Consider the following 22,244-nt stretch of genomic DNA (forward strand, 5'->3'; position numbering starts at 1 on the left):
ACTTTCGCTATTATTTCCTTATTTTTGATAACTTTCGAGAATGGCTTTGACAAAGGCCACGTTCTCATCATAGTCTTTTAATCGAATATTTTCATTAGGTGCGTGGTCCAAAGTGCCGGGATAGCCAATTCCAAAGCCGACGATCGGTGTCTTGGTGGCCTCGTAGGCGTAGTTCATTGGGCCCGTTCCAGCAGAGGTCGGAATGACCACTGGTTCTTTGCCATAGGCTTCCTTGCTCAAGCGAATCACCCGTTCGATTTCCGGATTGGTCATGTCGGAACGGTAGCCACCCTGTCCAAGGGTCTTTTCGACTTCGATGTCGTCAAATCCCTGGGCAATCAGGTGCTTTTTGATGGCCTTCAAGGTGTCGTCTGGATCCATGCCAGGGACGAGGCGGGCCTCGACTTTGGCAGTCGCTTCAGCGGGCAAGACGGTTTTGACACCGGCACCCTGGTAACCGGAAGTGATCCCTTCGATGTTCAGCGTTGGCTCGAAGTAAAGGGCCTGCTTCCAGTCATCACCGCGCTTGTCCGTTAAGAGTGGCGCTTCAATTTGGTTTTTTTGGATGAAGTCTTCTTTGGTATCAGGAAGTGCTTCAATCAAGTCCTTTTCCCGTTGGTTGGGCTTTTTAACCTGATCGTAGAAGTGGGGCACTAGGATGCGGCCGTCTTGGTCAAAGAAGGTGGCTAGTGCTTGGCTAAGGCGCCAGGCGGCTGAATTGACGACAGCGGCCAAGGAAGAGTGGAGATCGATGCCACCGGTCTTGGCCTTCAAGTTAAAGGTCACGATTCCCTTGTTTCCACCGCCGATGATTGGCCGGCCAGCACCGTCCTTTGAACCAGACTCCCAAATAATCAGGTCACCCTTGATTTCCGGATGTTTTTTGAAGTAATCGTCTAAGTGCTGAGAAGCGGTTTCTTCCGAGCCTTCAACAACGAAGATGATGTTGACTGGCAATTGCTGGTCGTGTTCGTCCAAGTATTCGGCAAGGGCCGTCAAGCGGGCCGTCAGGTTTCCCTTATCGTCATCTACACCACGGCCGTATAAGTGCCCGTCTTTTTCGGTCAAAGTCCAGGGGTCGGAATCCCAGTGGTCGAAGGGTTCGGCTGGTTGCACGTCGTAGTGATTGTAGATGATTAAGGTCTTGGCGTCTGGCTTTTGACTCTTAAAGTGGCTAATCACCAATGGGGCAAAGTAGCTGTCATCGACCGTGGTTCTTCCACCAAGGTCGCTTAAGGCCTTAGCAATGCGGTCGGCTGCTTCTGGTAAGTGTTCGCGCTTAGCGGATACCGAGGGGATGGCAACGAGTTCTTTTAGTAAATTGAGGTAGGTTTCTCTGGCCTTTGTCATGTTTTGGGTTCCTTTCTTTCTTATCTATATGTACGTGGGAGATTCCCACGTGATTATTCCTTTCGTTTTAGTTGAATGAACGGTCCCAGGCTGGGATTGAACGGTCACCGTTTGACTTCTTGATGGCCTTCTTCACAGCGTCAGACTGGTAAGCCTTCACAAATTCCTTGTAAAGCTTCTTGTTGGCGTCCTTCTTGTTGGCCGCGATGATGTTGACCCACTTTTCGGAATCCTTGTTAAATGGTTCCGTAAAGATTGATTGCTTGTCCGTCAAGTGTGCGGTTGAGGCGTAAGTTCCGTTAACCACGGCACCCTGAACGTCGTTGATGGCGCGGGCCGTTTGGTCGGCTGACAATTCCTTAATCGTCAAGTTCTTAGGGTTCTTCGTGATGTCCTTTACCGTTACCAGGTCTTGGCCGTCCTTCAAGTCGATCAAACCGGCGTACTTCAGAACCTTCAAAGCACGACTTTCGTTTGATGGATCGTTTGGTACGACAATCGTGTCGCCATCCGTAAAGTCAGAAACGGACTTGTAAGTGTTTGAGTAAAGGTGGATTGGGGAGATCACCGTCTTACCAATGGCCTTGATGTCCGTGTTGTTCTTCTTGTTGTAAGCGTCCAAAAAGGCGTAGTGCTGGAAGGCGTTGACGTCGATGTCACCACTCGTCAAGGCCTTGTTAGGCTGTGAATAGTCCGTGAAGATCTTGTACTTCACGTTGATGCCGTATTCGTCCTTGGCTTGCTTCTTAACAGCATCCCAGATGGCATCATCGTCTTTTGTTGAAGCCATGCGACCAACCGTGATGGTCTTATCCTCCGATGAGCCGTGTGACCCAAAGCTGAAGAAGGCGGCTGATGCGACAGCGACGACGGCGATTCCTGAAATAATCCATTTTTTCTTTGACATGTGTTGTTCTCCTGAAATGTTTTTGGTAACAAAAAAAGCCGCCTCTGTTTCCACGTGGAAAAAACAGAAGCGACTTTCGCGTTACCATTCTGAGGTTTTTGTATCGAGTTACCCCGACACGACTCACTAACCATCGGGCCGCGGAGAATGATCCTAACCGAATGGTGTGCCTTGGTAACAGAGGCCAATCCGTCAACTGCTATCGGTAAACCGAGTGACAGTTGCCAATCACAGGTCATTTTCCCTACTGCACGCACGCAACCTTTCACCAACCGGTTGCTCTCTAGGCTTTGCTTAGCAGGTACTTTCCTGATCAACTTGTTTTGTATTTGATATCTTGGTGATAATCATACAGTTCCATTTCATTTATGTCAACAGAAAAATGAAATTAAGATTAAAAAGGGTTGGGGATGGAGGAAAGATTACACTGCCGAACATTGAAATCAAAAAGTCCCGAGAAAAAATCTCGGGACTTTTTGCTTTTCTTTGGAAATAGTTTAGCCATTAGCAACCGTGAAACGGCTTTGTTGGTGTTCTGGCTTCAGAAGTTCAGCGACCACGGCAACGGCCATTGTGCCGGCCGTTGTTTCGGACTTGCCGGCATCATTGGTGAGTACGACGTCTGTTCCATAGAGAATCTTTTCAGATTTTTCACCAGGTAGGAAGCTGATGGCAGGTGAGATCCCGAACCAGTTCACGTTATGCACGTTTTTTAAGAAATCCAGTTCGTAGAGCTGGTTTTCAGGAATGGCACGCCAGGGCTTGCTGCTGTCATCGGCCTTGATGGCATCGTAGACTAGGCTGGTCTTTGAATCGTCTGCATAGAGGCTGCCAGCACCGAGGATAAAGCCGACCCGGGTCTTTTGATCGCGTAAGAGGGCGACTAGCTTGGCCGCCAAATCAACCTGCCGATAGGCTTGGTCGGGTTCAATGGCAAAGGCATCAATGATGCTGTCCGCCTGTTGCAAGTCCTTTTCGGTCAATTGAAAGGCGTCTTTTTGAAGGATATTAATACCTTGATCATCTCCCTTGATTTCCTTTAATTTGTCGAGGTTACGCCCGTTGGCGATGACCTCAAGGCCCTGTCGGCGGGCCTCTTTAACAATGGCCGAACCTGCCATTCCAGTGGCGCCAATAACAAAAACATTCATGGATGCTTCCTCCTTGTTTGTACTTCTTAATAGTACAATAAGCTGACTGGGCGGTCAATCGACTTTTAAATAATATGATTTTTTTGAATAATTAGAAGTGGGGGCGTTGCCTTTTTGAAAGCAGCTGATATAATAATGGTAACAACTCATTCCTGAGGGAGTAACTGGCGACCTAGTCGTTGCTGAGTACCGTCAAACCGAGGTGATCACACCTTTTATCGCGCCAAGGCGCCGGCTCAGCATTAAACAGCGAGACTTATGTGAGTAGGACTTTTCCTACTTTCATAGGTCTCTTTTTCTTTATCAGGAAGAACATTATAAGGAGAAAGAACGTTGAAAAAACCGTTTTATCAAGTGGATCAACAACAAATAGTGGAAGAATTCCAAAGTGACTTGAAGACTGGGTTGAGTAAAGAACAGGCAGCAGAAAGATTAGCTGTTGACGGGCCAAACGCGCTGACAGCTAAGAAAAAGAAGTCCTTATTTTCTAAATTTGTGGATCAGTTTAAGGACTTGATGATCGGGATCTTGCTAGCCGCTGCTTTCATTGCCGCTTTGACCGGTGAACAGACCGATGCGTTTTTCATTTTGGCCATCGTGGTCATTAACGCCATCTTTGGTGTTTTTCAGGAATCCAAGTCCGAAAATGCTATCGATGCTTTGAAGAAAATGGCGACGCCAAAGGCGACCGTCATTCGCGATGGTCAACCTGAACAAGTACCTGCTACCGAACTGGTGAAAGGGGATTTGATTTCTTTAGAAGCTGGTGATGTGGTGCCGGCGGATTTGCGTTTGGTTGATGTGTCAAACCTGCGCGTTGAAGAAGCTGCCCTGACCGGAGAGTCGGTTCCCGTTGAAAAGACGGACAAGACTTTGACGGCTGATAAATTGCCTTTGGGTGACCAAGATAATTTGGCCTTCATGAATGCACACGTCGTCTACGGACGCGCGCTTGGGGTTGTAGTGGCAACTGGAATGGCCACCGAAGTTGGTCAAATCGCTGGTGCTTTGCAGGGCCAAGACGAAACCAAGACACCGCTGCAAGAAAACCTGAAGTCTTTGTCGAAGGTCCTAACTTATTTGATTCTGGCTATTGCTGCCCTGACTTTTGTGATTGGTTACTTCACGCAAAATATGCCAATCATTGACTTGGTTTTGACGGCCATTTCCTTGGCCGTGGCGGCCATTCCGGAAGGTTTGCCGGCCATCGTGACGATTACCTTGGCCTTGGGGACGGCCCGGATGGCCAAGAAGGCGGCTTTGGTGCGTAAGTTGCCAGCTGTTGAGACTCTGGGATCAACCGACATCATCGGTTCAGATAAGACCGGAACGTTGACGCAAAACAAAATGACGGTGGAAAAAGTCGTTTTGAACGGACAGATTGTTGATTTGTCTGCGGAAAACCCTTTTGATAAGGAAGACTTATCAAAAGCCGCTGGCATTCTTGGCGATATCATGACCTTAAATAACGACAGTCAGCTGACGGCAGAAGGCTTAGTCGGTGACCCAACCGAAACGGCCCTGATTGACTTTAACGAAAAGTACCGGCCAGAACGTCTAGAAGTTTTGCGTGGCCAAGAGCGCTTGCAAGAAATTCCATTCGATTCCGAGCGGAAGCTGATGACAACGATTTATGAAGCAGATGATACTTATCGGGTAACGGTGAAGGGCGCGCCGGATTCCGTTTTGTCCCGAGTGAGTCATGTTTTGGAGAACGGACAGGTACGTCCCTTTACAGAAGAAGACTTGGCTCATTTCCAAGAGGTGAACGGTCACTTAGCTGATCAGGCCCTCCGTGTTCTGGCCTTTTCGGAAAAGTCACTTGAGACGTTGCCCGAAGAGGCCAAGTCCGAGGAAATGGAAACAAATCTGACCCTGATTGGCTTTGTTGCCATGATTGATCCGGAGCGTCCGGAAGTTAAGGACTCGGTTGCCCAAGCCAAGGCGGCCGGTATCCGTCCGATGATGATTACTGGTGACCATCCACAAACGGCGGCAGCAATTGCGGGTCGTTTGGGTATCTTAGATGAAGCAGATGATCGGACAAAGACGGTGTTGACCGGCGCTGGCTTGGATGAACTATCCGATGAACAGTTCGAACAACGTGTCGAAGACGTCAAAGTCTATGCCCGTGTCGCTCCTGCCCACAAGGTTCGGATTGTCCAAGCTTGGCAGCAGAAGGGCAAAGTCGTGGCCATGACCGGTGACGGTGTCAACGACGCGCCAGCCTTAAAGGCGGCCGACATCGGGGTTGCCATGGGAATCACTGGAACGGAAGTTTCAAAGGAGGCCGCTGACATGGTGCTGGCCGATGATAACTTCTCGACGATTGTGACCGCCGTTAAGGAAGGACGAAAAGTCTTTGCTAACATCCAAAAGGCCTTGCAGTACCTGCTGGCCTCTAACCTGGCCGAAGTGATTGCCATCTTTACAATGACACTTCTCGGCTGGGAGGTATTAGCCCCAGTCATGATCTTGTGGATTAACCTGGTGACCGATACCATGCCAGCCATCGCCTTAGGTCTTGAACCGGCGCAAAAGAACATCATGCAGCAAAGTCCCCGCGGGAAGACAGCCAACTTCCTGTCCGGCGGTGTTGGACCAGCCATCGTTTGGCAGGGAATGTTGCAAGCGATCATTGTGTTGTCGGTTTACGCTTTTGCGCTGGCTTTCCCGGATCATTCCGGAACGGCTTTGGTTCACGGGGATGCCTTGACGATGGCCTTCATGACCCTTGGATTGATGCAAATGTTTAATGCGATTAACGTGAAGTCGGTTTACCAGTCCCAGTTGAATGGGTCAGCCTTTAAAAACCAATTCTTCAACGGCGCCTTGCTCTTCTCCTTGCTAGCGATGATGGCCGTTGTGGTCATTAAGCCACTGAACCCGATCTTCCACGTGACGAACTTGGATCCTTACCAGTGGTTCGTGGTGATTGTCGCTTCTCTTGCTATCATTGTGATCGTCGAGCTGGTAAAATGGGTGCAACGAACATTTTTTAATCGAGGATAAGACATTGGCAAAATTTAACCCAAAACAAATGCAGTACTACGTGACGACTTTGCAAGACGTGTTGACCAACACGCAGGAAACGGCCGATCATGTATCGCCCTTCTTCGTTAAGTTGGACGAGGCTAAGGAAGCTGGCAAAGTAAAAGACATGGCCAAAGCTGAATTTGGTGAAATCAAGGCCGAATTCGATGACGCCGTCTCTGCCTACCAAGCAAACGCCAAGACTTTGGCAGCTGTTCAAGTGCCGGTGCGTTTCATGGGTGTCCACAAAACCTTGGCCAAGGCATACGCCGATTATGCCGAAGCAACCAAGATGATGGCCGATGCCTTGAACGAAAAGGATCAGTCAATTGATGAAGCCGCCTTTGCACAGTCTGAAAAAGATCAGGAGACATTCTTGAATAAAATTCAAGCACAAGTTACCAAGATTTTTGGTGCTTAAACAGTGGATTGGGCCGGACAAATTGTCCGGCCCTTTTTTGCTGCTTTTTTGGCTAGTTACTCGACCGTCGGCCATGATAAACTATGGTTATTCGTTCAGAAATTTATAGGGAGAGAAAATGTTAAAAGCTTACGGAAAATTTTGGAAAAACTATGTCAACTTTAAGGGCCGTTCCTCGCGTTCGGACTTTTGGTGGGCAACGCTCGTCAACGCACTGGTCTATGTTATCTTGATGGTGGTTGGTTTCGGTCCCTTCTTGGTTGCCTTCTTTAGCAGTCAAGATGTGAAGAAAGTATCGGCCGGTGTCTTCATTGTCATGGGCCTTTCGGTTTTGGCGCTTTTGATTTACCTCTTGGCTACCATTTTGCCAACCCTTTCCTTGGCCTACCGCCGCTTGGTTGACACGGGCCTGTCCCCCTGGTGGTACAGCCTGGTTGTCTTGGAAGTCATTACCAATTTCATGGCTGAATCGTCTGTCAGCGCCATTTCTGATCCGGCTTCTGTAGTGAACATTATCCTGACGATTGCTCTCATTGTGCTCTTTGCCATGAAGACGGATAAGTTTTCGAAGCAACCCGCTCAATCCATTGAAAAATAAGCAAAAATCCTGCAGGAAAGTTCCTGCAGGACTTTTTAGTGAGGTGGGCGAATAAGCGATGACATTTTTGTCTGGAACGTGTATCGTCAACGATAGAGAAATGAGTGAAGAGGAGTTTTGGATGAAAAATAAGGGTTTTGTGATAGCTGCTGCCGTTTGTTTGATTGTCAGCATTGACACTTTTAACTTGACGTTTTTTTAACAACGAAAGCTCTTCTTTTGTAAAAGAAAGACGACCCTTTAAATTGTTTTTATTAAGCCTTTTATAAAGTGTTTGGCGACTTATTTTCAGCTCTTTTGCAAGGGCTGTTAAACTCTCAAATGATTGTAAACTGTCAATGATATACTGTCCATATTGACAGTATATCATTGACAAAAATTAACAACATAAATGTCTACTAAAAAGCACTTTCATAGATATTAATGATGATTGAAATTCATATCGGAATATATCTTATTGTAAGGAAACTACCCCTGTTGGATAAACTCTGTAAATTCCAACAGAGCCATCTCCTCCTTGTTTAATTATTGTCTGATCTCTAACTCTAGTTAAATAAAAGCCCCTATCGTCCGCAAAAACATCATAAATGAGATTTTGATCACCTAATAAACCTTCTTGAACTTTCAGTTGCTTCAATGCATCTTCTCCATTGAAAACCTGTTGGTCATTAGCATTACCAGTATATGGAACAACTATATTTTTATATTTTGTTTCATTTTCATTCGATGGAATATCTTTCCCCGAAGGCATCTGTGGTCCAATTTCAGAACCCTTTTGTGAGTTATCTTGTCCTGTATTATTTTCTCTATAATTTGACGATGAACTAGATGTGTCTGATCCATTTTTTCTATAATTAGATGAATTACTAGAACCGCTATATATATTTTTTTTATAATCAGATGCTGTTTTAGAATCATCAGATTTATTTTTGACGTCGTCTTTTGTTTTTTTATTCTGATTCATTTGTTTTAAAGAGTCATTGTTGGATTTATGCTTATTATTTGCATTGATGTACGATATTGTCACTATAACGGTTACTATTAATATTATGGTTCCAAACACTGTAACAACTAGTTTTTTTGTCATTTTAGCCTCTCCTATAAGTTAAAGGGTAACAAAAAAGTGCGCCATCATAAAGCGCACTTCCCCTTTTATTATAGGTTCTTACATAAATCCAGTTCCCCAAGTAGTACCCGTTTGTCCATCGTCTGGTCCTACTGCAACGTAAGAACGTTTTCCAGATGAAGATACGTAACTAATCCATGCATAGCCATTAGTTAAAATATAACTATCATAGGGAATCTGTTCACCCGCATCGTAGGTGGCAACTGCTGGACTCGCTGGGTCAGTATCTCGGCTTACTTCCAGTGATCGATCTGGTGTAAATACTCCCGATAGAGGAATAAGACCACTAGCATCTGAAGAAGAGGAAGACCCTCCGTCAAAAAATCCAATTCCCCAAGTAGTACCCGTTTGTCCATCATCTGGTCCTACTGCAACGTAAGAACGTTTTCCAGATGAAGATACGTAACTAATCCATGCATAGCCATTAGTTAAAATATAACTATCATAGGGAATCTGTTCACCCGCATCGTAGGTGGCAACTGCTGGACTCGCTGGGTCAGTATCTCGGCTTACTTCCAGTGATCGATCTGGTGTAAATACTCCCGATAGAGGAATAAGACCGCTAGCATCTGAAGAACCAGATGCTACGTCATCAGATGTCGTAGCATCTGAAGAACCAGATGCTACGTCATCAGATGTCGTAGCATCTAGTGAACCTGAACCAGTATATCGATAGATAGCAACTGGTGGCTTCCCATCTGCAATCCACATAGCATCATGATCATTAATAGAAATTCCATTGTGAGCGTAATTGCAATTAATGATATTGTCATTATGATCATAAAAAATACCGGTATGACCAAATGCACCTGATGAAGCACCACGCTTACCCCAAATAAAAATGTCTCCACGTTTAGCAGGAATGTTCCCACTACCATCAGCAGGAACTGTGGACCATCCGTTATTTTCTAACACTCCAAATTCAGATTCAGTATTTCCATTGATTCCTTGATTTATGAAACCACCAGCAGCGAGTGCATGAAACACAGCACTAGAACAATCGTAAGAAGTAGGTCCATTTCTATTTTCCATGCTGTAAGTAACGCCCTGATTCATTTTTTGTTCCATCCAACCAATCATACGATTAATATTATCTGTGTGATCAGCTGCTTCCTCGTCGGAACTGGACATAAATAAATTCTTTTCTTTTTGACGACGAGTAAGTAAACCTTGGAGAACTCGACCTGACCCATCATGACAATACTTTGTAAATTCTCCTGCTGCTGCAGATAAATTTCCTTGATTAATGTATGATAATAGATCACTTTGCTGAAAAGCAACTACATCTAAATTAAAAGTGAATGATACTAATGCATCGAATTGATTTTGATTGATTGGATACTTAACCAGACTATTAACACTCTCTTCGAATGGTTCTACATCATCATAAAAAATAGATTCTGCTTCTTTTTCTGAAATTTTCTGTCCAACATATACTGGATGCTGTTTTCCAGACGGTGCTGAATTAGTGTGCCCATAACCAATCGTTAAAACATTGACTGCATCATAATATGCCTTTAATCTTAGCGATTCATATGCCTTTAGCATATTGATTCCATTTTGACTTAATTTAATAAATATTACTCCTATTCTTTCTTTTCAATATTAGCTTCACTTTTAAAACTAAACTTCTTTGTCTTTTCTGACGTAACAATATCTGTATCATTCTCTATACCAAAACTAAAATTACTTTTAATTAAAGCCGTATATAACGTTTTAATAAAATTCAGTATGAATTCTCACCTCCATAAATCATATTGACAGCGCTGTCTGAGTGTAATATCTTAAATTGAAAAAACATAGAAAAATGTTCTACAATCAAGACAGTACACTTTGATTGTATAGATTATTTTTCTATAAGTCAAATATTTTATAGAGTTATTTTCTACAAAAAGGGAGTTAACATGTCTATTTATGAAAAAGTCAAAGTAATTGCAAAAGAGAGAAAAATTTCTATTAGAGAATTAGAGAAAAAACTTGGTTTTCCAAATGGTACTATCCAAAAATGGGATAACAATGCCAATTTAGATAAACTGAAAAAAGTAGCCAACTTCTTCAATGTGACAACGGACTATCTTTTAGATAATGGAAATGCTAAAACAGCTAATTTAGAAGATTTAAATACAATTATGATGTTCGAGGGTAAACCGATTTCCGATGAAGATAAAGAAACCATCATTGAAATTTTAAGGAGATTACGTATTGCTAGAAATAGTCAATGATTTAAGTGATTACGCAAGAAAAAAGGGCTATCATATTGAATGGACATATGATCTAGATCCTCATACCTCTTCAGTAGCTGATATCCAATCAAAGTCAATAATAATGAATGGTAACTGGTACCGGAAAAATCAATTACCCTTTATATTGGCACATGAAATTGGTCATCTATTAACATGCAATAAACAAGAAGCTTATATAAGTAACGGTACCTTAATGAAAAATGATTACGAACATAACGCACAAATAATATCTATAAATTTATTACTGCCTTACTACATCGAGAGTAAAAGTGTAGAACAAATAAATATAAAAGATTTTATGGTTGTTTTTGATATTCCTACTTATCTGTTCACAGAATGTGAAAAAGCAATAAGACAAACAGTAACCAATAACTAATTAACATAATGTGCCTTATTGAAAGCAAAAAAAGCAGGTCCCAGTAAACGGGGTCTGCTTTTCCTTTTGTTAAAAGGGACTTGCTCAACTTGACCAAAAAAATTGGTCTAGCTATCATAAAGCCTTTCTAAAGCCATTTTTCTTTTGTGAAATAAACTTTTATGGAAATAAAATTAAAAAAATAATTGATATTTTTGTTCCATTTTCTAATTAAGGTTGCATGTATTCCAAATTATGTGATAGTATACTTATTGCTTATTAATTCACAATCAATAGGAGAGAAACATGACTAAACTATTAAGTAAAATTTTTATTGGGATTATGTTTATATCTGCATTAGCCCCAATCACTTCAGTATATGCAAACGCTGACACTAACCAAGCTACTGCTAACGATTTATATACATGGAAAAAAGGATTTAAATCGATTGATGAAGACTCATTAGTTCGGATATTCTCTGTTATTGAAGAAATTCCAGAAAACTCTTACAGTGACCCTGAACAAAATATTGATTTAGGTGAGCTAGTTGCTAATAAAGAAGATCAAGAACTTCTTTATCGAGATGCTTGGAGTTGCTCTTGGGCTATTGGAAAAGTTGTTGCTCAAAATCTTCCTTGGGGTAAGTTGTTAAAAGCTCAACGACTAATCAAAGAACTTGGTGGAACTTATACTGCTGCAAAATTAATTATTTTTGCTTCAACCAAAGCAGAAAGAAGTGCTGCTTTAACTGGAGCAGGAAGAGCGCTTGCTGATTTAATACTGAATTTCAGTGACATTAAAAAATCATGTTCTTAAACTGGAATAAAAATGTTGAATGGGGGTTCCAAATTTTTTTCGATCTTATTTATTTAAAAACATCTAATTTATTATTTTTAATATTAGCTTTTTTTATTGTTTTAGATATTGGGATACGAGATTTACGTAAAGAACTACTCATTCGAAAAGAAAGAAAAAATAAATAAATCAGCTCCTGCAACCAAAAATAAATATGGATGGTTGCTTATTCCTTTTTTCCATTTGTTAAGAATATATACTACAAGTATAGAGCTTAAAAGAGGGTCAAAACTTCTTGCAGACACCGTTCCTGAACGGTGTCTTTTTTTATTAAAAAGTCCCGACAATCAACTGAGGCACATGTGATTAGTTCTTATGACCTAACCGTTTATGCCATTTAATTAATGTTAGCTCAACAAGTACCTTGATTAAAACAGAAGACCACATGACTAAAAGTAATTACGCTGTGTAGATTAGGAGTTGTAAAATTTTTTCTTCCTTCTATGCATGCTATGCATGGCTTTTGTCATAATTGACAGAAAAGATTCACTTTTCAAGTTTCTCTTTCAGTATCGTCCATTATCAAAGTAGTTAAAAGATTTTTCTGGGGGACGAAAATGGACGATAATCAATGCTTTAGTTTTCAAACGAATCCGCAATTATTGGATGAAACAGCTGCAGTAGTGGCTTCGGATGGTTTATCTGTTGCAGATGTCCTGAACGCCTTGCTTCGCAAAATTGTTAAAGCGATTCGGTACTCGTTAACCTGATTGATGCAAAAACGCTAAATCGTCAGAAGGTAATCAAAGAAATTCATCAGGAAGTTATGAAAGGGCTGGTTAACAAGCAGTGACGAGGTGTTTTCTCGGTATTGAAATCACTGTTAATTTTTGGTTGTTTCTCAATCTGTTTATTTTTTATTAATACTAGCAAAGCCTAGAAATTGCTGTCCGGGCTTTTTTCTTTAAGCATTCATTTTGCTCTTCAGCTTGTCGATTAGGCTGGTCTTTTTGGTGAGCAAAATGGTTAACAGGCCAAGCGGGTAAACGGTCAGCACGTTGACGAAGTGTTGGAAGGGGGCCATGGCCGGAAAGACCACGACGGTGTTTAAGACATAGGCCAGCGCCGCTAAGAGTGCGGTGACGAACATCTTTTTAAGGGAAGGGGACTGTTTCATTTGGCGACTCCTTTGGTCTTAGAGTGGTTTTGACAGTGGAAACTGACAGTGCCATGCCGAAAAAAGCCTCCTTTTCTCAGACTTTTCCACAAAAAAGGACGCCTGAAAAGACGTCCATTAAAGCGTGGAAAATTTCCTACGACGGCATGATCCGTATCAGGTTCATGGGTCGGTAATCACATTACCCTCTCAGCCCGTCTGACGGACTCCCCAGCAAGTAGTTTACCAAGAACGAACGGGCTTGGCTAGTCAAAAAAGCAGACGATTTTGTCCAGTGCAGTGCTGGTATAAAAGCCGTTGTCGATACGCTCTCGAAGAACCAGTAGATTTTTCTGATAAGTTTCGTAGTCGCTTTTGGTCAAAGCCGCTAATTTTTCATTAAGATCAGTCAGCTTGTCGATCGTGAAACCAATTTGTTCCGTCCTGACCAAATCGGCTAAGCCAGATTTTGACCAAACAATCAGGGGCAGGCCGGCTTTTAGATAGAGGGAAGCTTTGTGCGGGGCGTTGACCTTTGTGTAGGACTGAAAAAGCTTATCCTCGTAGTCTGAATCCCAGAGGAGACCGAAGCCAGATTTTAAAACTAGGGGGATGTCTTCTGGTGAGAAGGAGCCAACCCAGTCGACGCTGTCAGGAAGGGTGACCTCCTTCCAGCGTTTGGGCCTGGAACCAAATAGTTTGAGTGCAGGTCCCTGATAGTTTTTTAACCAGGGGGCTTTTTGCCAGGTGCCCGCGTAATTGATGCTTTTTGAAAAAGCGGGGAAAGATGTTGGTCCTTTTCCAAGGTAATCGAAAAGGTCGAGGGTGATAGCAGCAGTTGATACCCCATGTTGACGCAAAGCGGTGATCATTTTTTGGCTGTGTGCCACAATGAGACCAGCTTGTTCTGCAAGCGACCATTCCCAAGCGTTTTCTCGACTGACCCGCAGTGGCTCAAAGTCGTGAATGAAGAGCACGTAGTGGGCGCCTTTTTCTTTGATCTTTTGCTGGAAACTTTTTTCAAAGTCTTCGGACATGTAGGTTGGAAACTGGTGGACAATGGTGTCGCCTGGTCGGACATCCGACAAAAATGTGGCAATTTTTTTCTGACGATCTATGTCAGAAAAACGGACGTCGTTGTAGCGTTCGATTGGGAGGCGTGTCCACCCGTTATTCATGGCAATGGTGGCGACATCTGCTTTTGCTTTTAATGCGCCTTCAGGCATCCAGGGCTCAATTGTGTGTGTGATATAATTCATGCTTCTCTCTTTTTACAGTGGGACTAGACCAATTATTAAAGTAATGTTAGAATAATTAACGCGATTTTTCATCAGATATCACCCGACTGCTAGACTGAAACTATCGAGCAGGAGGAAAGATGATGAAAAAAGGAATCATAGCAGCTTTGTTGGCGATGCTAACCAGCCTGGCTTTGTTGGGGATGTCTTTTGGCAGCGTTAACGCGGCTGAAAAACATTACATCGTGACATCGGACGCAACCTATGCGCCCTTTGACTTTCAAGACAAGAACAATCAATACATTGGGATTGATCAGGACTTGTTGAAGGCGATTGCCAAAGCCGCCGGCTTTACCGTGACGGTAAAGCCAATGGCCTTTAACGCGGCCATGCAGTCAGTTGCTTCTTCTCAAGCAGACGGTGTGATCGCCGGCACGACAATTACAAACGAACGAAAGGCCGTCTACGACTTTTCCGATCCCTATTATAAAACGGGAATTGCCTGGGCAACAGCCAAGGATTCAAAGATCAAGTCATTGTCCGATTTGAAGGGCAAGACCGTGGCTTTAAAGACAGGGACGGCCGGCGCTGAATACGCCGAATCAATCAAAGACCAGTATGGCTTTAAGATTACCTATTTCTCTGATTCTGACACGGTCTATCGTGATGTCATCAATGGCAATTCGGTCGCTACCTTTGCTGACTTGCCCGTGTTGCAGTATACCATTAAGAACGGCACGGCCTTAAAAGTCCAAAACGCCAAGGCGCCTTTTGCAGCTGGGGATTTGGGCTTTGCGGTGAAGAAGGGTGAAAACCAAGCGCTTTTGGCCGACTTTAACAAGGGCTTGGCAACGATTAAGAAGAATGGTACTTACGACAAAATCGTTAACAAGTACCTGTCGGCCAAGGCCTCAACTTTTACCGGTTCAGCCAAGGATAACAGCAGTCTGTGGGGCATTTTGAAGAGTAATCACACAGCCTTTTTGTCAGGGTTGAAGCAAACGATGTACCTGACGGTAGTCGGCATTGTTTTGGCTTCTCTATGGGGCCTTTTCCTTGGGATTTTGGGTGTGTCAAAAAACGCCCTGCTTCGCGGCCTTTCCACAGCTGTGATTTACCTTTTCCGTGGCATGCCAATGCTGGTTTTGGCTTTCTTCTTATACATTGGAATTCCCGCCGTTACCGGCACCAAAATTTCTGCCTGGACGGCTGGTATCTTGACTTTGGTCTTGAATGAAGGAGCCTATACGGCGGCCTTTGTCCGTGGTGGCTTTAACTCGGTTGACAACGGTCAGATGGAAGCGGCCAGGTCTTTAGGACTTTCCCACAGTCAGGCCATGCGGCGGGTCATCATTCCACAGGGGCTGAAGTTGATGGTGCCATCCTTTATTAACCAGTTCATCATCACCTTAAAGGACACGTCATTACTTTCCGCCATCGGAATTCTTGAATTAACGCAAACTGGGACGCTGATCGTGACCCGAAACTCGCAAGGTTTCCGTGTCTGGACCCTAGTGGCTATGATATACTTAGTAGTAATAACGTTACTGACTCTACTCAGTAACAAGGTTGAAAAAAGGACAAACGCATGAGTGAAGAGAAACAAGTGAAAGTACACGTTGACAAGGTCAACAAGTCATATGGTGACAACCATGTCTTGCGCGATATTTCCCTGGACGTCATGGATAATGAAGTGGTCGTGATGATCGGCCCTTCTGGTTCCGGTAAGTCGACGTTCTTGCGGATGCTAAACCAATTGGAAAAGCCTGATTCAGGTGTGATCGATGTGGACGGCTATGACATTTCCAATCCGAATACGAATATTAATAAGGTTCGTGAAAATATCGGAATGGTTTTCCAGAATTTCAATCTATTCAATAATTATTCGGTCATCGATAACATTACCTTAGCGCCTGTTCAGCTTGGGAAAATGACTAAGCAAGAAGCTGAAAAGAAGGCAATGGAATTGCTTGAAACCGTTGGCTTGCCTGATAAGGCGGACGCTCCGGTTTCCTCCCTTTCAGGTGGTCAAAAGCAGCGAATTGCGATTGCGCGTGCTTTGGCCATGGATCCTGATATCATGCTTTTTGATGAGCCAACGTCTGCTTTGGATCCCGAAGTAGTTGGCGATGTTTTGGACGTGATGAAGCGCTTAGCCAAGATGGGGATGACGATGATTATCGTGACCCACGAGATGGGCTTTGCCAAGCAAGTGGCCGACCGAGTGGTTTTCTTCGAATCAGGAAAGATTCAAGAATCCGGCAAGCCTGAGCAGATCTTTACAGCACCGAAGAACGAGCGGTTGCAGACCTTCTTATCGAAGGTCATGCAAGCCTAAGTTCTTCTAGATATTTGAGAGGAAGAATGACCATGGTCAAAAAACGGATCAAACCGCTTTTGGCTGCCTTGGTCGCCTTGTTCTTCGCCACTTTTATGGCAGGAACAAGCGTCGATGCAGCCTCAAAACCCAACTACGTGATTTCAACGGATGCGACTTACGCACCCTTTGACTTTCAAGATAAGAATAATCAGTACGTTGGAATCGACATGGATATTCTTAAGGAAGTCGCAAAGCGGAATAACTTTACGTATACGTTGAAGCCAATGTCCTTTAACGCCGCCGCTCAAATGGTTGCAAACGGTCAAGCCGATGGAATTATCGCCGGTATGATGATCAATGACTCCCGTAAGGAAGTCTATGACGTCTCAACGCCATACTACCAATCGGGTGTGGCCTGGATTACAAAGCCAAACTCGTCCATCAAGTCCTTAGATGACTTGAAAGGAAAGACGGTGGCCTTGAAGACAGGTACAGCGGCAGCCAACTACGGGGCATCCTTGAAGGACAAGTACGGCTTTAAGGTAAAGTACTTTAATGATACGGATACGATGTATAACGACGTGGTCAACGGCAACACTGCGGCTACTTTTGAGGATTATCCGGTCATCCAATACGCCATCAAAAACGGGGTGAAGTTGCAGGTAAGAAACCCCAAGGATTTGGGGAATGCCGGGGGTGTTGGCTTTTTCGTTAAAAAGGGCGAAAACGCGCAGTTACTGTCGCAATTTAACACGACCTTGGCCGCTATGAAAAAAGATGGTACTTACGACAAGATCATCAATAAATACTTGAACGCCAGCCAGTCCACTTTTGTTGGTTCTGAAAAAGACAACAAGACGACTTGGGGAATTTTGAAATCCAACCAGCACGCTTTCTGGGAAGGACTCTTGCAAACGGCGATCCTGACTATCGCAGGAATTGTCTTAGCTTCCCTCTGGGGACTCTTGCTTGGAATCATGGGAATTTCGGAATGGAAGTTTCTTCGCGGTTTGTCAACAACCATCATCTACGCCTTCCGCGGTTTGCCATTAATGGTGTTGGCCTTCTTCATCTATATCGGGTTGCCTGGTGTGATTGGCATGAAAATTCCAGCCTTCACGGCGGGCTTATTGACCTTGATCTTAAACGAAGGAGCCTACACTGGCGCCTTTGTCCGGGGTGGTTTTGAATCCGTCGATGTAGGGCAAATGGAAGCGGCGCGCTCGCTTGGTTTGACCCATCGACAGGCTATTTGGAAGGTGATCGTGCCACAAGGTTTGAAGATCACGGTGCCATCCTTTGTTAACCAGTTCATCATTACCTTGAAGGATACGTCGATCTTGTCTGCTATCGGTATTTTGGAATTGACGCAGACGGGAACGTTAATCGTTGCTCGTAACTCACAGGGATTCCGCGTTTGGGCAATTATCGCGGCAATTTACCTCATTGTGATTACTTTGCTTACTTGGTTCTCCAACTGGCTGAAGAAAAAGATTGCCTAAGAATGAAGAATTTAAAACACCTCACTCGTGTCATTAGACGAGTGAGGTGTTTTTTATGTTAATTGCAACGACAATTCGAAATGACTATTGTTTGGCTGAAAAGGCCAAGAAGAACGAAATTTATCTTTGCCCAGGTTGCCGCGGACCGGTGCGCTTGAAACATGGGGGCGAAAAGGTCGCCCATTTTGCTCATGTGTCTAAAAAAGACTGTGTCGGTTTTTCAGAAGGCGAGTCAGCCGATCATTTAGCCGGTAAGTTGGCGATTTACGCCTACTTTAAGGAAAAGGTGCCGATACAAATCGAGCCAGTCTTGGCTGCCATCGATCAGCGACCTGATTTGTTGGTGGGACGGCCTGGCAACCAGGTGGCCATCGAGTACCAGTGTTCGCCAATTTCAAAGGCGGATTTGGCAAAACGAAATGCGGGGTACGCCCGTGTCGGTATCCGCGTTTGGTGGATTCTCGGCCCTAACTATTATCGCAAGCATCTGTCGACTGCCACGATTTGTCGCTTCTGGCTGGCCGAGCGGCTATGGTATTATTTGCCAGGAGAACAGGGTTTTGTGCAGGAGACTGGCTTTGTGCGGGCCGACTTCCGTAAGCGCTCGTCCAAGAAGACGGCTTTGCAGGACCCGCTTTGCTTGAAGCGGAGTGAACTGCCGGATTGGGCCAAGGTCTTTGAGAAGAAAGCAGTCCAAGGTCAGGAGCTCTCTTTTAAGGTTTTGGACGAGCAACGGCAGCGGACCAAGCTGTCCTTATTGATGGCCCGAAAGCAAGTCGATGAGAAGCTAGTTTCTTATTTGTACGAACAGGGTCGGCGGGTTGATCAAATGCCTGCTATTTGCCTAAATGGTCATGCTTTCGGGATGATGATTGCCAATTGGCAGTATCGCTTGACGGTTTTGTTGTTGCTGGAAAAAGCTGGGACAAAAGGGCTTTTTCGCAGCCAGCTGGAGGCGCGGCTGAGCCGCTGTTTTTACTCAGGATACGAGGCCGCCGGATTCGTCTTAGACGATTTATTGAAAGAAATGAAGCTTTCGGGGATGGCGGTTGAGAAAAGTGAGAGGATTTTCATAAAAGGGGGGCTTCCTTTCAAAAAATAAGCCTTGCTATGGTAAACTGGAGAAAAGTACAAAGGGGTGTGGCGCATGGCACAAATCACACGAGATGAATTACCAGAAGAATTGACCTGGGACCTTTCGACTGTCTTCGAATCGGATCAGGCCTACCAGAAAGCCTTCGAACAATTGCAGGCGGAATTGCCTAAATTGGCAGACTACAAGGGACATTTGGCCGATTCTGCCGAAATGCTTTTGGCGGGATTGGAAGAGGACTTGCGTATTGAACGGGCCTTTGAAAAGCTCTTCGTCTACGCCCACCAAAAATTCGACCAGGACACAGCGAATTCAACCTATGCCGGAATGAACGCGCAGGTCCAAGATTTGCTGGCGCAAGTCTCAGCCGCTACGGCCTTCTTCCAACCGGAAGTGTTGGCCATCGATGAAGACGTCTTGGCCGGCTATCTGAAAGAAGAAGCCTTGCAGCCATACGCTCACTTTTTCGACGTTTTGTTGAGCGAAAAGGCCCACACGCTGCCAGCTGATCAGGAAGCGCTTTTGGCGGGAGCATCGACGGTGATGTCTTCAGCTGAGCAGACCTTCTCTGTCTTGGATAACGCCGACATCGACTTTGGCGACGTGATGGATGAAAACGGCGAGATCAAGGAATTGACTAACGGCCTCTACGCCATCATGCTCCGTTCCAAGAATCCGGCTCAGCGTCAGGAAGCTTTCCAGTCACTTTATGACGCCTACATGGCGTTGCAGAACACCTTCGCCTCGACGCTTTCGGCCACGGTCAAAAAGCACAACTTCTTGGCCAAGGTGCGCCACTACCAGTCAGCCCAAGAAGCAGCCGTATCCGCTAACCAGATTCCGGTTGCCGTCTACAAGACGCTGCAGGAAAAGGTGGACGCCCACCTTGACCTCTTGCACCGCTACGTGGCTTTGCGCAAGGAAGTGCTCAATCAGGGCGACATTCACAACTATGATTTGTACGTGTCATTAGTCGACGACGTCGACTTCCCAGTCACCTATGAAAAGGCCCAGGAAATCGCCTTGGCCGCTTTGGCGCCATTGGGCGAGGACTATTTGGCAATCGTCAAAAAGGCCTTTGCCGAACGCTGGATCGACGTGGTCGAGAACAACGGGAAGCGTTCGGGGGCCTATTCTGGTGGTGCTTACGATACCAATCCTTACATTTTGTTAAATTGGCAAGACACTCTGGACAACGTATACACCCTTGTCCACGAAATGGGCCACACGGTACACTCGTATTTGACCCGTCACAACCAGCCTTACTACTATGGCGACTACCCAATCTTCTTGGCCGAAATCGCTTCGACGACCAACGAGAGCTTGCTGACGGATTACCTCTTGAAGCAAACGGACGACGGCAAGGTCAAGGCCTTCATCCTGAACCAGTACCTGGACGGCTTCAAGGGCACGGTCTTCCGTCAAACGCAGTTCGCCGAGTTCGAAGCTTGGATTCACGAGCAAGACGCAGCCGGCCAACCGTTGACGGCCGACGTCATGGCGGACTTCTACGGTCAGTTGAACCAGAAGTTCTACGGAAAGGATGTCGTGGCCGATCCCGAAATCGCCTACGAGTGGACGCGGATTCCGCACTTCTATTACAACTTCTACGTCTACCAGTACGCCACCGGTGAAGCGGCGGCAACGTCTTTGGCCCAGGGAATCTTGAACGACGGCCAAGCGGAATCCTATAAGGATTATTTGAAGGCGGGTTCTTCTGAAAACCCACTGGACGTCATGCGTAAGGCCGGCGTCGACATGGAAAAGGGCGATTATTTGGATGCGGCCTTTGCGGTCTTCGAAGAGCGCTTGACGCAACTTGAGGGACTTTTGAAAAAGTAAGCGATTTGCGTTACAACGGAATTGGAGGGAGTTCTCATGACACAAAAGATTTTGGTATTTGATGGCATTGACGATAGCGCCATTAAGGAATTGCAAGAAGCGGGCTACGAAGTGGTTTCGAATCCGCAAGCAAAGGCCGATGATTTTGCTGGTGATCCGGATGTCGTCGGCATCCTGCTGATGATGTACAAGATTGATGGGGCGGTCATGGACCGTTATCCAAATCTCAAGGTCATTGCCCGCCACGGTGTCGGTTATGACAACGTGGATTTGGAGGCTGCCAAGGAGCGCGGCATCGTGGTCGCCAACACGCCGGGTGCCAACGCCACTGCCGTGGCCGAAACGGCCGTTGCTTTGATGCTGATGGCCGGTCGTCTTTACGACACGGACAAGCGCGGCATTAGCGATGAAAAAGCCAAGTCTTATGCTGCTGGACATCCTGGCGTGCAAGTGTCTCATAAGGTTGTCGGTATTCTTGGCTTTGGCCACATTGGCCGTCAAGTGGCGGAATTGTTGTCTGGCTTTGGTGTCAAAGTTTTGGCCTACGCCCGTCACGATAAGGATGTGCCAAACGGTCGCATGGCTGATCTGGACGAGATCTTCGAGAAGGCCGACTTTGTTGTCTCAACTTTGCCAGCAACGCCTGCTACAACCAAGCTGATTGGTGAAACGGCCTTTAAGAAGATGAAGCAGTCCGCTGTCTTGGTCAACGTTGGTCGTGGACCGGTTGTTGACGAAGAAGCGCTGATTATCGCTTTGAAGGCGGGCGAAATCGCCGCGGCCGGTCTGGACGTTGTCGAAAAGGAACCAATCTCTCCTGACAACGAATTGCTGCACATGGACAACACTTACGTGTTGCCACACGTTGCCGGTGGTTCTCTTGAAGCTAAAGAAGAAATCGCAGCCACGGCTGCCAAAAACATCATTGATGTTTTGGCAGGCAAGGGAACGAAGAATCAAGTGAATTAAAAAGAATACAAAAAGCGTCCAGAAATGGACGCTTTTTATTTGCCTAAAAAGAGAAAAAATTGGCGGATTTGTCTAATAAAACATCCTCTATAAACGTTGGTATAAAGCCGTTCATAGATATTTTATATGCTATAATATTTGTAGC

Annotated in this window: 21 protein-coding genes and 1 riboswitch; of the genes, 13 read left to right on the forward strand and 8 right to left on the reverse strand. The window is 45.1% G+C overall.

What is annotated here, in order from left to right; translation table 11 throughout:
* Positions 1-18: 18 nt before the first annotated feature.
* The 3 genes from G6R27_RS04840 to G6R27_RS04850 form a co-directional block, all read right to left on the reverse strand.
* The gene (locus G6R27_RS04840) at positions 19-1,350 is read right to left on the reverse strand and encodes a M20/M25/M40 family metallo-hydrolase (RefSeq protein ID WP_213819938.1); all 1,332 of its coding nucleotides are present in this window, start codon (positions 1,348-1,350) and stop codon (positions 19-21) included.
* A 67-nt stretch (positions 1,351-1,417) separates the two neighbouring features.
* Positions 1,418-2,257, reverse strand: a complete 840-nt coding sequence (locus G6R27_RS04845; RefSeq protein ID WP_213819939.1) for a MetQ/NlpA family ABC transporter substrate-binding protein — start codon at positions 2,255-2,257, stop codon at positions 1,418-1,420.
* A 497-nt stretch (positions 2,258-2,754) separates the two neighbouring features.
* Positions 2,755-3,408, reverse strand: a complete 654-nt coding sequence (locus G6R27_RS04850; protein ID WP_213819940.1) for an NAD-dependent epimerase/dehydratase family protein — start codon at positions 3,406-3,408, stop codon at positions 2,755-2,757.
* Between the two features lie 333 nt (positions 3,409-3,741).
* Between G6R27_RS04850 and G6R27_RS04855 the strand changes: the two genes are divergently transcribed.
* From G6R27_RS04855 to G6R27_RS04865, 3 genes are all read left to right on the forward strand, one after another.
* Positions 3,742-6,420, forward strand: a complete 2,679-nt coding sequence (locus tag G6R27_RS04855; RefSeq protein WP_213819941.1) for a cation-translocating P-type ATPase — start codon at positions 3,742-3,744, stop codon at positions 6,418-6,420.
* A gap of 4 nt (positions 6,421-6,424) precedes the next feature.
* On the forward strand, positions 6,425-6,862 hold the full coding sequence (locus tag G6R27_RS04860) for a chemotaxis protein (RefSeq protein ID WP_213819942.1): 438 nt from the start codon (positions 6,425-6,427) through the stop codon (positions 6,860-6,862).
* A 118-nt stretch (positions 6,863-6,980) separates the two neighbouring features.
* On the forward strand, positions 6,981-7,460 hold the full coding sequence (locus tag G6R27_RS04865) for a DUF805 domain-containing protein (protein WP_213819943.1): 480 nt from the start codon (positions 6,981-6,983) through the stop codon (positions 7,458-7,460).
* Here the strand turns inward: G6R27_RS04865 and G6R27_RS06415 are convergent.
* The 3 genes from G6R27_RS06415 to G6R27_RS04880 form a co-directional block, all read right to left on the reverse strand.
* Positions 7,393-7,830: a helix-turn-helix domain-containing protein gene (locus tag G6R27_RS06415; RefSeq protein WP_420798192.1), complete on the reverse strand. Its 438-nt coding sequence runs from the start codon at positions 7,828-7,830 to the stop codon at positions 7,393-7,395. The two genes, G6R27_RS04865 and G6R27_RS06415, sit on opposite strands and share 68 nt — an antisense overlap.
* A gap of 84 nt (positions 7,831-7,914) precedes the next feature.
* Entirely contained in the window at positions 7,915-8,547 is a 633-nt protein-coding gene (locus tag G6R27_RS04875; RefSeq protein ID WP_213819945.1) for a hypothetical protein, read from the reverse strand.
* A 78-nt stretch (positions 8,548-8,625) separates the two neighbouring features.
* Complete coding sequence (locus G6R27_RS04880; RefSeq protein ID WP_213819946.1) at positions 8,626-10,134, reverse strand: peptidoglycan amidohydrolase family protein; 1,509 nt, start codon at positions 10,132-10,134, stop codon at positions 8,626-8,628.
* A gap of 356 nt (positions 10,135-10,490) precedes the next feature.
* On the opposite strand from G6R27_RS04880, the gene G6R27_RS04885 reads away from it, so the two are divergent.
* From G6R27_RS04885 to G6R27_RS04900, 4 genes are all read left to right on the forward strand, one after another.
* A complete protein-coding gene (locus G6R27_RS04885; protein ID WP_213819947.1) occupies positions 10,491-10,808 on the forward strand; it encodes a helix-turn-helix domain-containing protein in 318 nt (105 codons plus the stop codon).
* Entirely contained in the window at positions 10,789-11,205 is a 417-nt protein-coding gene (locus G6R27_RS04890; protein WP_213819948.1) for an ImmA/IrrE family metallo-endopeptidase, read from the forward strand. Before G6R27_RS04885 ends, G6R27_RS04890 begins: the two co-directional genes overlap by 20 nt.
* A gap of 285 nt (positions 11,206-11,490) precedes the next feature.
* Entirely contained in the window at positions 11,491-12,000 is a 510-nt protein-coding gene (locus G6R27_RS04895) for a hypothetical protein (RefSeq protein WP_213819949.1), read from the forward strand.
* Between the two features lie 596 nt (positions 12,001-12,596).
* Entirely contained in the window at positions 12,597-12,749 is a 153-nt protein-coding gene (locus G6R27_RS04900; protein WP_213819950.1) for a hypothetical protein, read from the forward strand.
* A 194-nt stretch (positions 12,750-12,943) separates the two neighbouring features.
* Here G6R27_RS04900 and G6R27_RS04905 read toward each other — a convergent pair whose 3' ends face one another.
* Positions 12,944-13,156, reverse strand: coding sequence for a hypothetical protein (locus G6R27_RS04905; protein ID WP_213819951.1), 213 nt, complete (start codon positions 13,154-13,156; stop codon positions 12,944-12,946).
* A 116-nt stretch (positions 13,157-13,272) separates the two neighbouring features.
* Positions 13,273-13,379, reverse strand: a riboswitch (TPP riboswitch).
* A 22-nt stretch (positions 13,380-13,401) separates the two neighbouring features.
* A complete protein-coding gene (locus G6R27_RS04910) occupies positions 13,402-14,394 on the reverse strand; it encodes a sugar transferase (RefSeq protein WP_213819952.1) in 993 nt (330 codons plus the stop codon).
* A 155-nt stretch (positions 14,395-14,549) separates the two neighbouring features.
* Between G6R27_RS04910 and G6R27_RS04915 the strand changes: the two genes are divergently transcribed.
* From G6R27_RS04915 to G6R27_RS04940, 6 genes are read left to right on the forward strand one after another with little or no spacing between them, the layout of a single operon-like run.
* Positions 14,550-15,965 (forward strand): ABC transporter substrate-binding protein/permease, encoded by a 1,416-nt coding sequence (locus G6R27_RS04915; RefSeq protein WP_420798193.1) that lies wholly within the window; start codon positions 14,550-14,552, stop codon positions 15,963-15,965.
* Positions 15,962-16,711, forward strand: coding sequence for an amino acid ABC transporter ATP-binding protein (locus G6R27_RS04920; RefSeq protein WP_213819953.1), 750 nt, complete (start codon positions 15,962-15,964; stop codon positions 16,709-16,711). The genes G6R27_RS04915 and G6R27_RS04920 overlap by 4 nt, the downstream gene beginning before the upstream one ends.
* A gap of 26 nt (positions 16,712-16,737) precedes the next feature.
* On the forward strand, positions 16,738-18,195 hold the full coding sequence (locus tag G6R27_RS04925; RefSeq protein ID WP_420798190.1) for an ABC transporter substrate-binding protein/permease: 1,458 nt from the start codon (positions 16,738-16,740) through the stop codon (positions 18,193-18,195).
* A gap of 55 nt (positions 18,196-18,250) precedes the next feature.
* Complete coding sequence (locus tag G6R27_RS04930) at positions 18,251-19,297, forward strand: competence protein CoiA (protein ID WP_213819955.1); 1,047 nt, start codon at positions 18,251-18,253, stop codon at positions 19,295-19,297.
* Between the two features lie 45 nt (positions 19,298-19,342).
* Entirely contained in the window at positions 19,343-21,130 is a 1,788-nt protein-coding gene (gene pepF, locus G6R27_RS04935; protein WP_213819956.1) for an oligoendopeptidase F, read from the forward strand.
* A gap of 36 nt (positions 21,131-21,166) precedes the next feature.
* Positions 21,167-22,099: an NAD(P)-dependent oxidoreductase gene (locus tag G6R27_RS04940; protein WP_213819957.1), complete on the forward strand. Its 933-nt coding sequence runs from the start codon at positions 21,167-21,169 to the stop codon at positions 22,097-22,099.
* Positions 22,100-22,244 lie beyond the last annotated feature (145 nt).

It is taken from the genome of Fructobacillus papyriferae (genome assembly GCF_018437225.1).
GTDB lineage: Bacteria > Bacillota > Bacilli > Lactobacillales > Lactobacillaceae > Fructobacillus > Fructobacillus papyriferae.

Coding starts and splice junctions, on each gene's coding strand:
- G6R27_RS04840 (WP_213819938.1), bottom strand. CDS start 1,350: ATGACAAAGGCCAGAGAAACCTACCTCAATTTACTAAAAGAACTCGTT.
- G6R27_RS04845 (WP_213819939.1), bottom strand. CDS start 2,257: ATGTCAAAGAAAAAATGGATTATTTCAGGAATCGCCGTCGTCGCTGTC.
- G6R27_RS04850 (WP_213819940.1), bottom strand. CDS start 3,408: ATGAATGTTTTTGTTATTGGCGCCACTGGAATGGCAGGTTCGGCCATT.
- G6R27_RS04865 (WP_213819943.1), top strand. CDS start 6,981: ATGTTAAAAGCTTACGGAAAATTTTGGAAAAACTATGTCAACTTTAAG.
- G6R27_RS06415 (WP_420798192.1), bottom strand. CDS start 7,830: ATGATATACTGTCAATATGGACAGTATATCATTGACAGTTTACAATCA.
- G6R27_RS04875 (WP_213819945.1), bottom strand. CDS start 8,547: ATGACAAAAAAACTAGTTGTTACAGTGTTTGGAACCATAATATTAATA.
- G6R27_RS04880 (WP_213819946.1), bottom strand. CDS start 10,134: ATGCTAAAGGCATATGAATCGCTAAGATTAAAGGCATATTATGATGCA.
- G6R27_RS04885 (WP_213819947.1), top strand. CDS start 10,491: ATGTCTATTTATGAAAAAGTCAAAGTAATTGCAAAAGAGAGAAAAATT.
- G6R27_RS04895 (WP_213819949.1), top strand. CDS start 11,491: ATGACTAAACTATTAAGTAAAATTTTTATTGGGATTATGTTTATATCT.
- G6R27_RS04900 (WP_213819950.1), top strand. CDS start 12,597: ATGGACGATAATCAATGCTTTAGTTTTCAAACGAATCCGCAATTATTG.
- G6R27_RS04905 (WP_213819951.1), bottom strand. CDS start 13,156: ATGAAACAGTCCCCTTCCCTTAAAAAGATGTTCGTCACCGCACTCTTA.
- G6R27_RS04910 (WP_213819952.1), bottom strand. CDS start 14,394: ATGAATTATATCACACACACAATTGAGCCCTGGATGCCTGAAGGCGCA.
- G6R27_RS04915 (WP_420798193.1), top strand. CDS start 14,550: ATGCTAACCAGCCTGGCTTTGTTGGGGATGTCTTTTGGCAGCGTTAAC.
- G6R27_RS04920 (WP_213819953.1), top strand. CDS start 15,962: ATGAGTGAAGAGAAACAAGTGAAAGTACACGTTGACAAGGTCAACAAG.
- G6R27_RS04925 (WP_420798190.1), top strand. CDS start 16,738: ATGACCATGGTCAAAAAACGGATCAAACCGCTTTTGGCTGCCTTGGTC.
- G6R27_RS04930 (WP_213819955.1), top strand. CDS start 18,251: ATGTTAATTGCAACGACAATTCGAAATGACTATTGTTTGGCTGAAAAG.
- pepF (WP_213819956.1), top strand. CDS start 19,343: ATGGCACAAATCACACGAGATGAATTACCAGAAGAATTGACCTGGGAC.
- G6R27_RS04940 (WP_213819957.1), top strand. CDS start 21,167: ATGACACAAAAGATTTTGGTATTTGATGGCATTGACGATAGCGCCATT.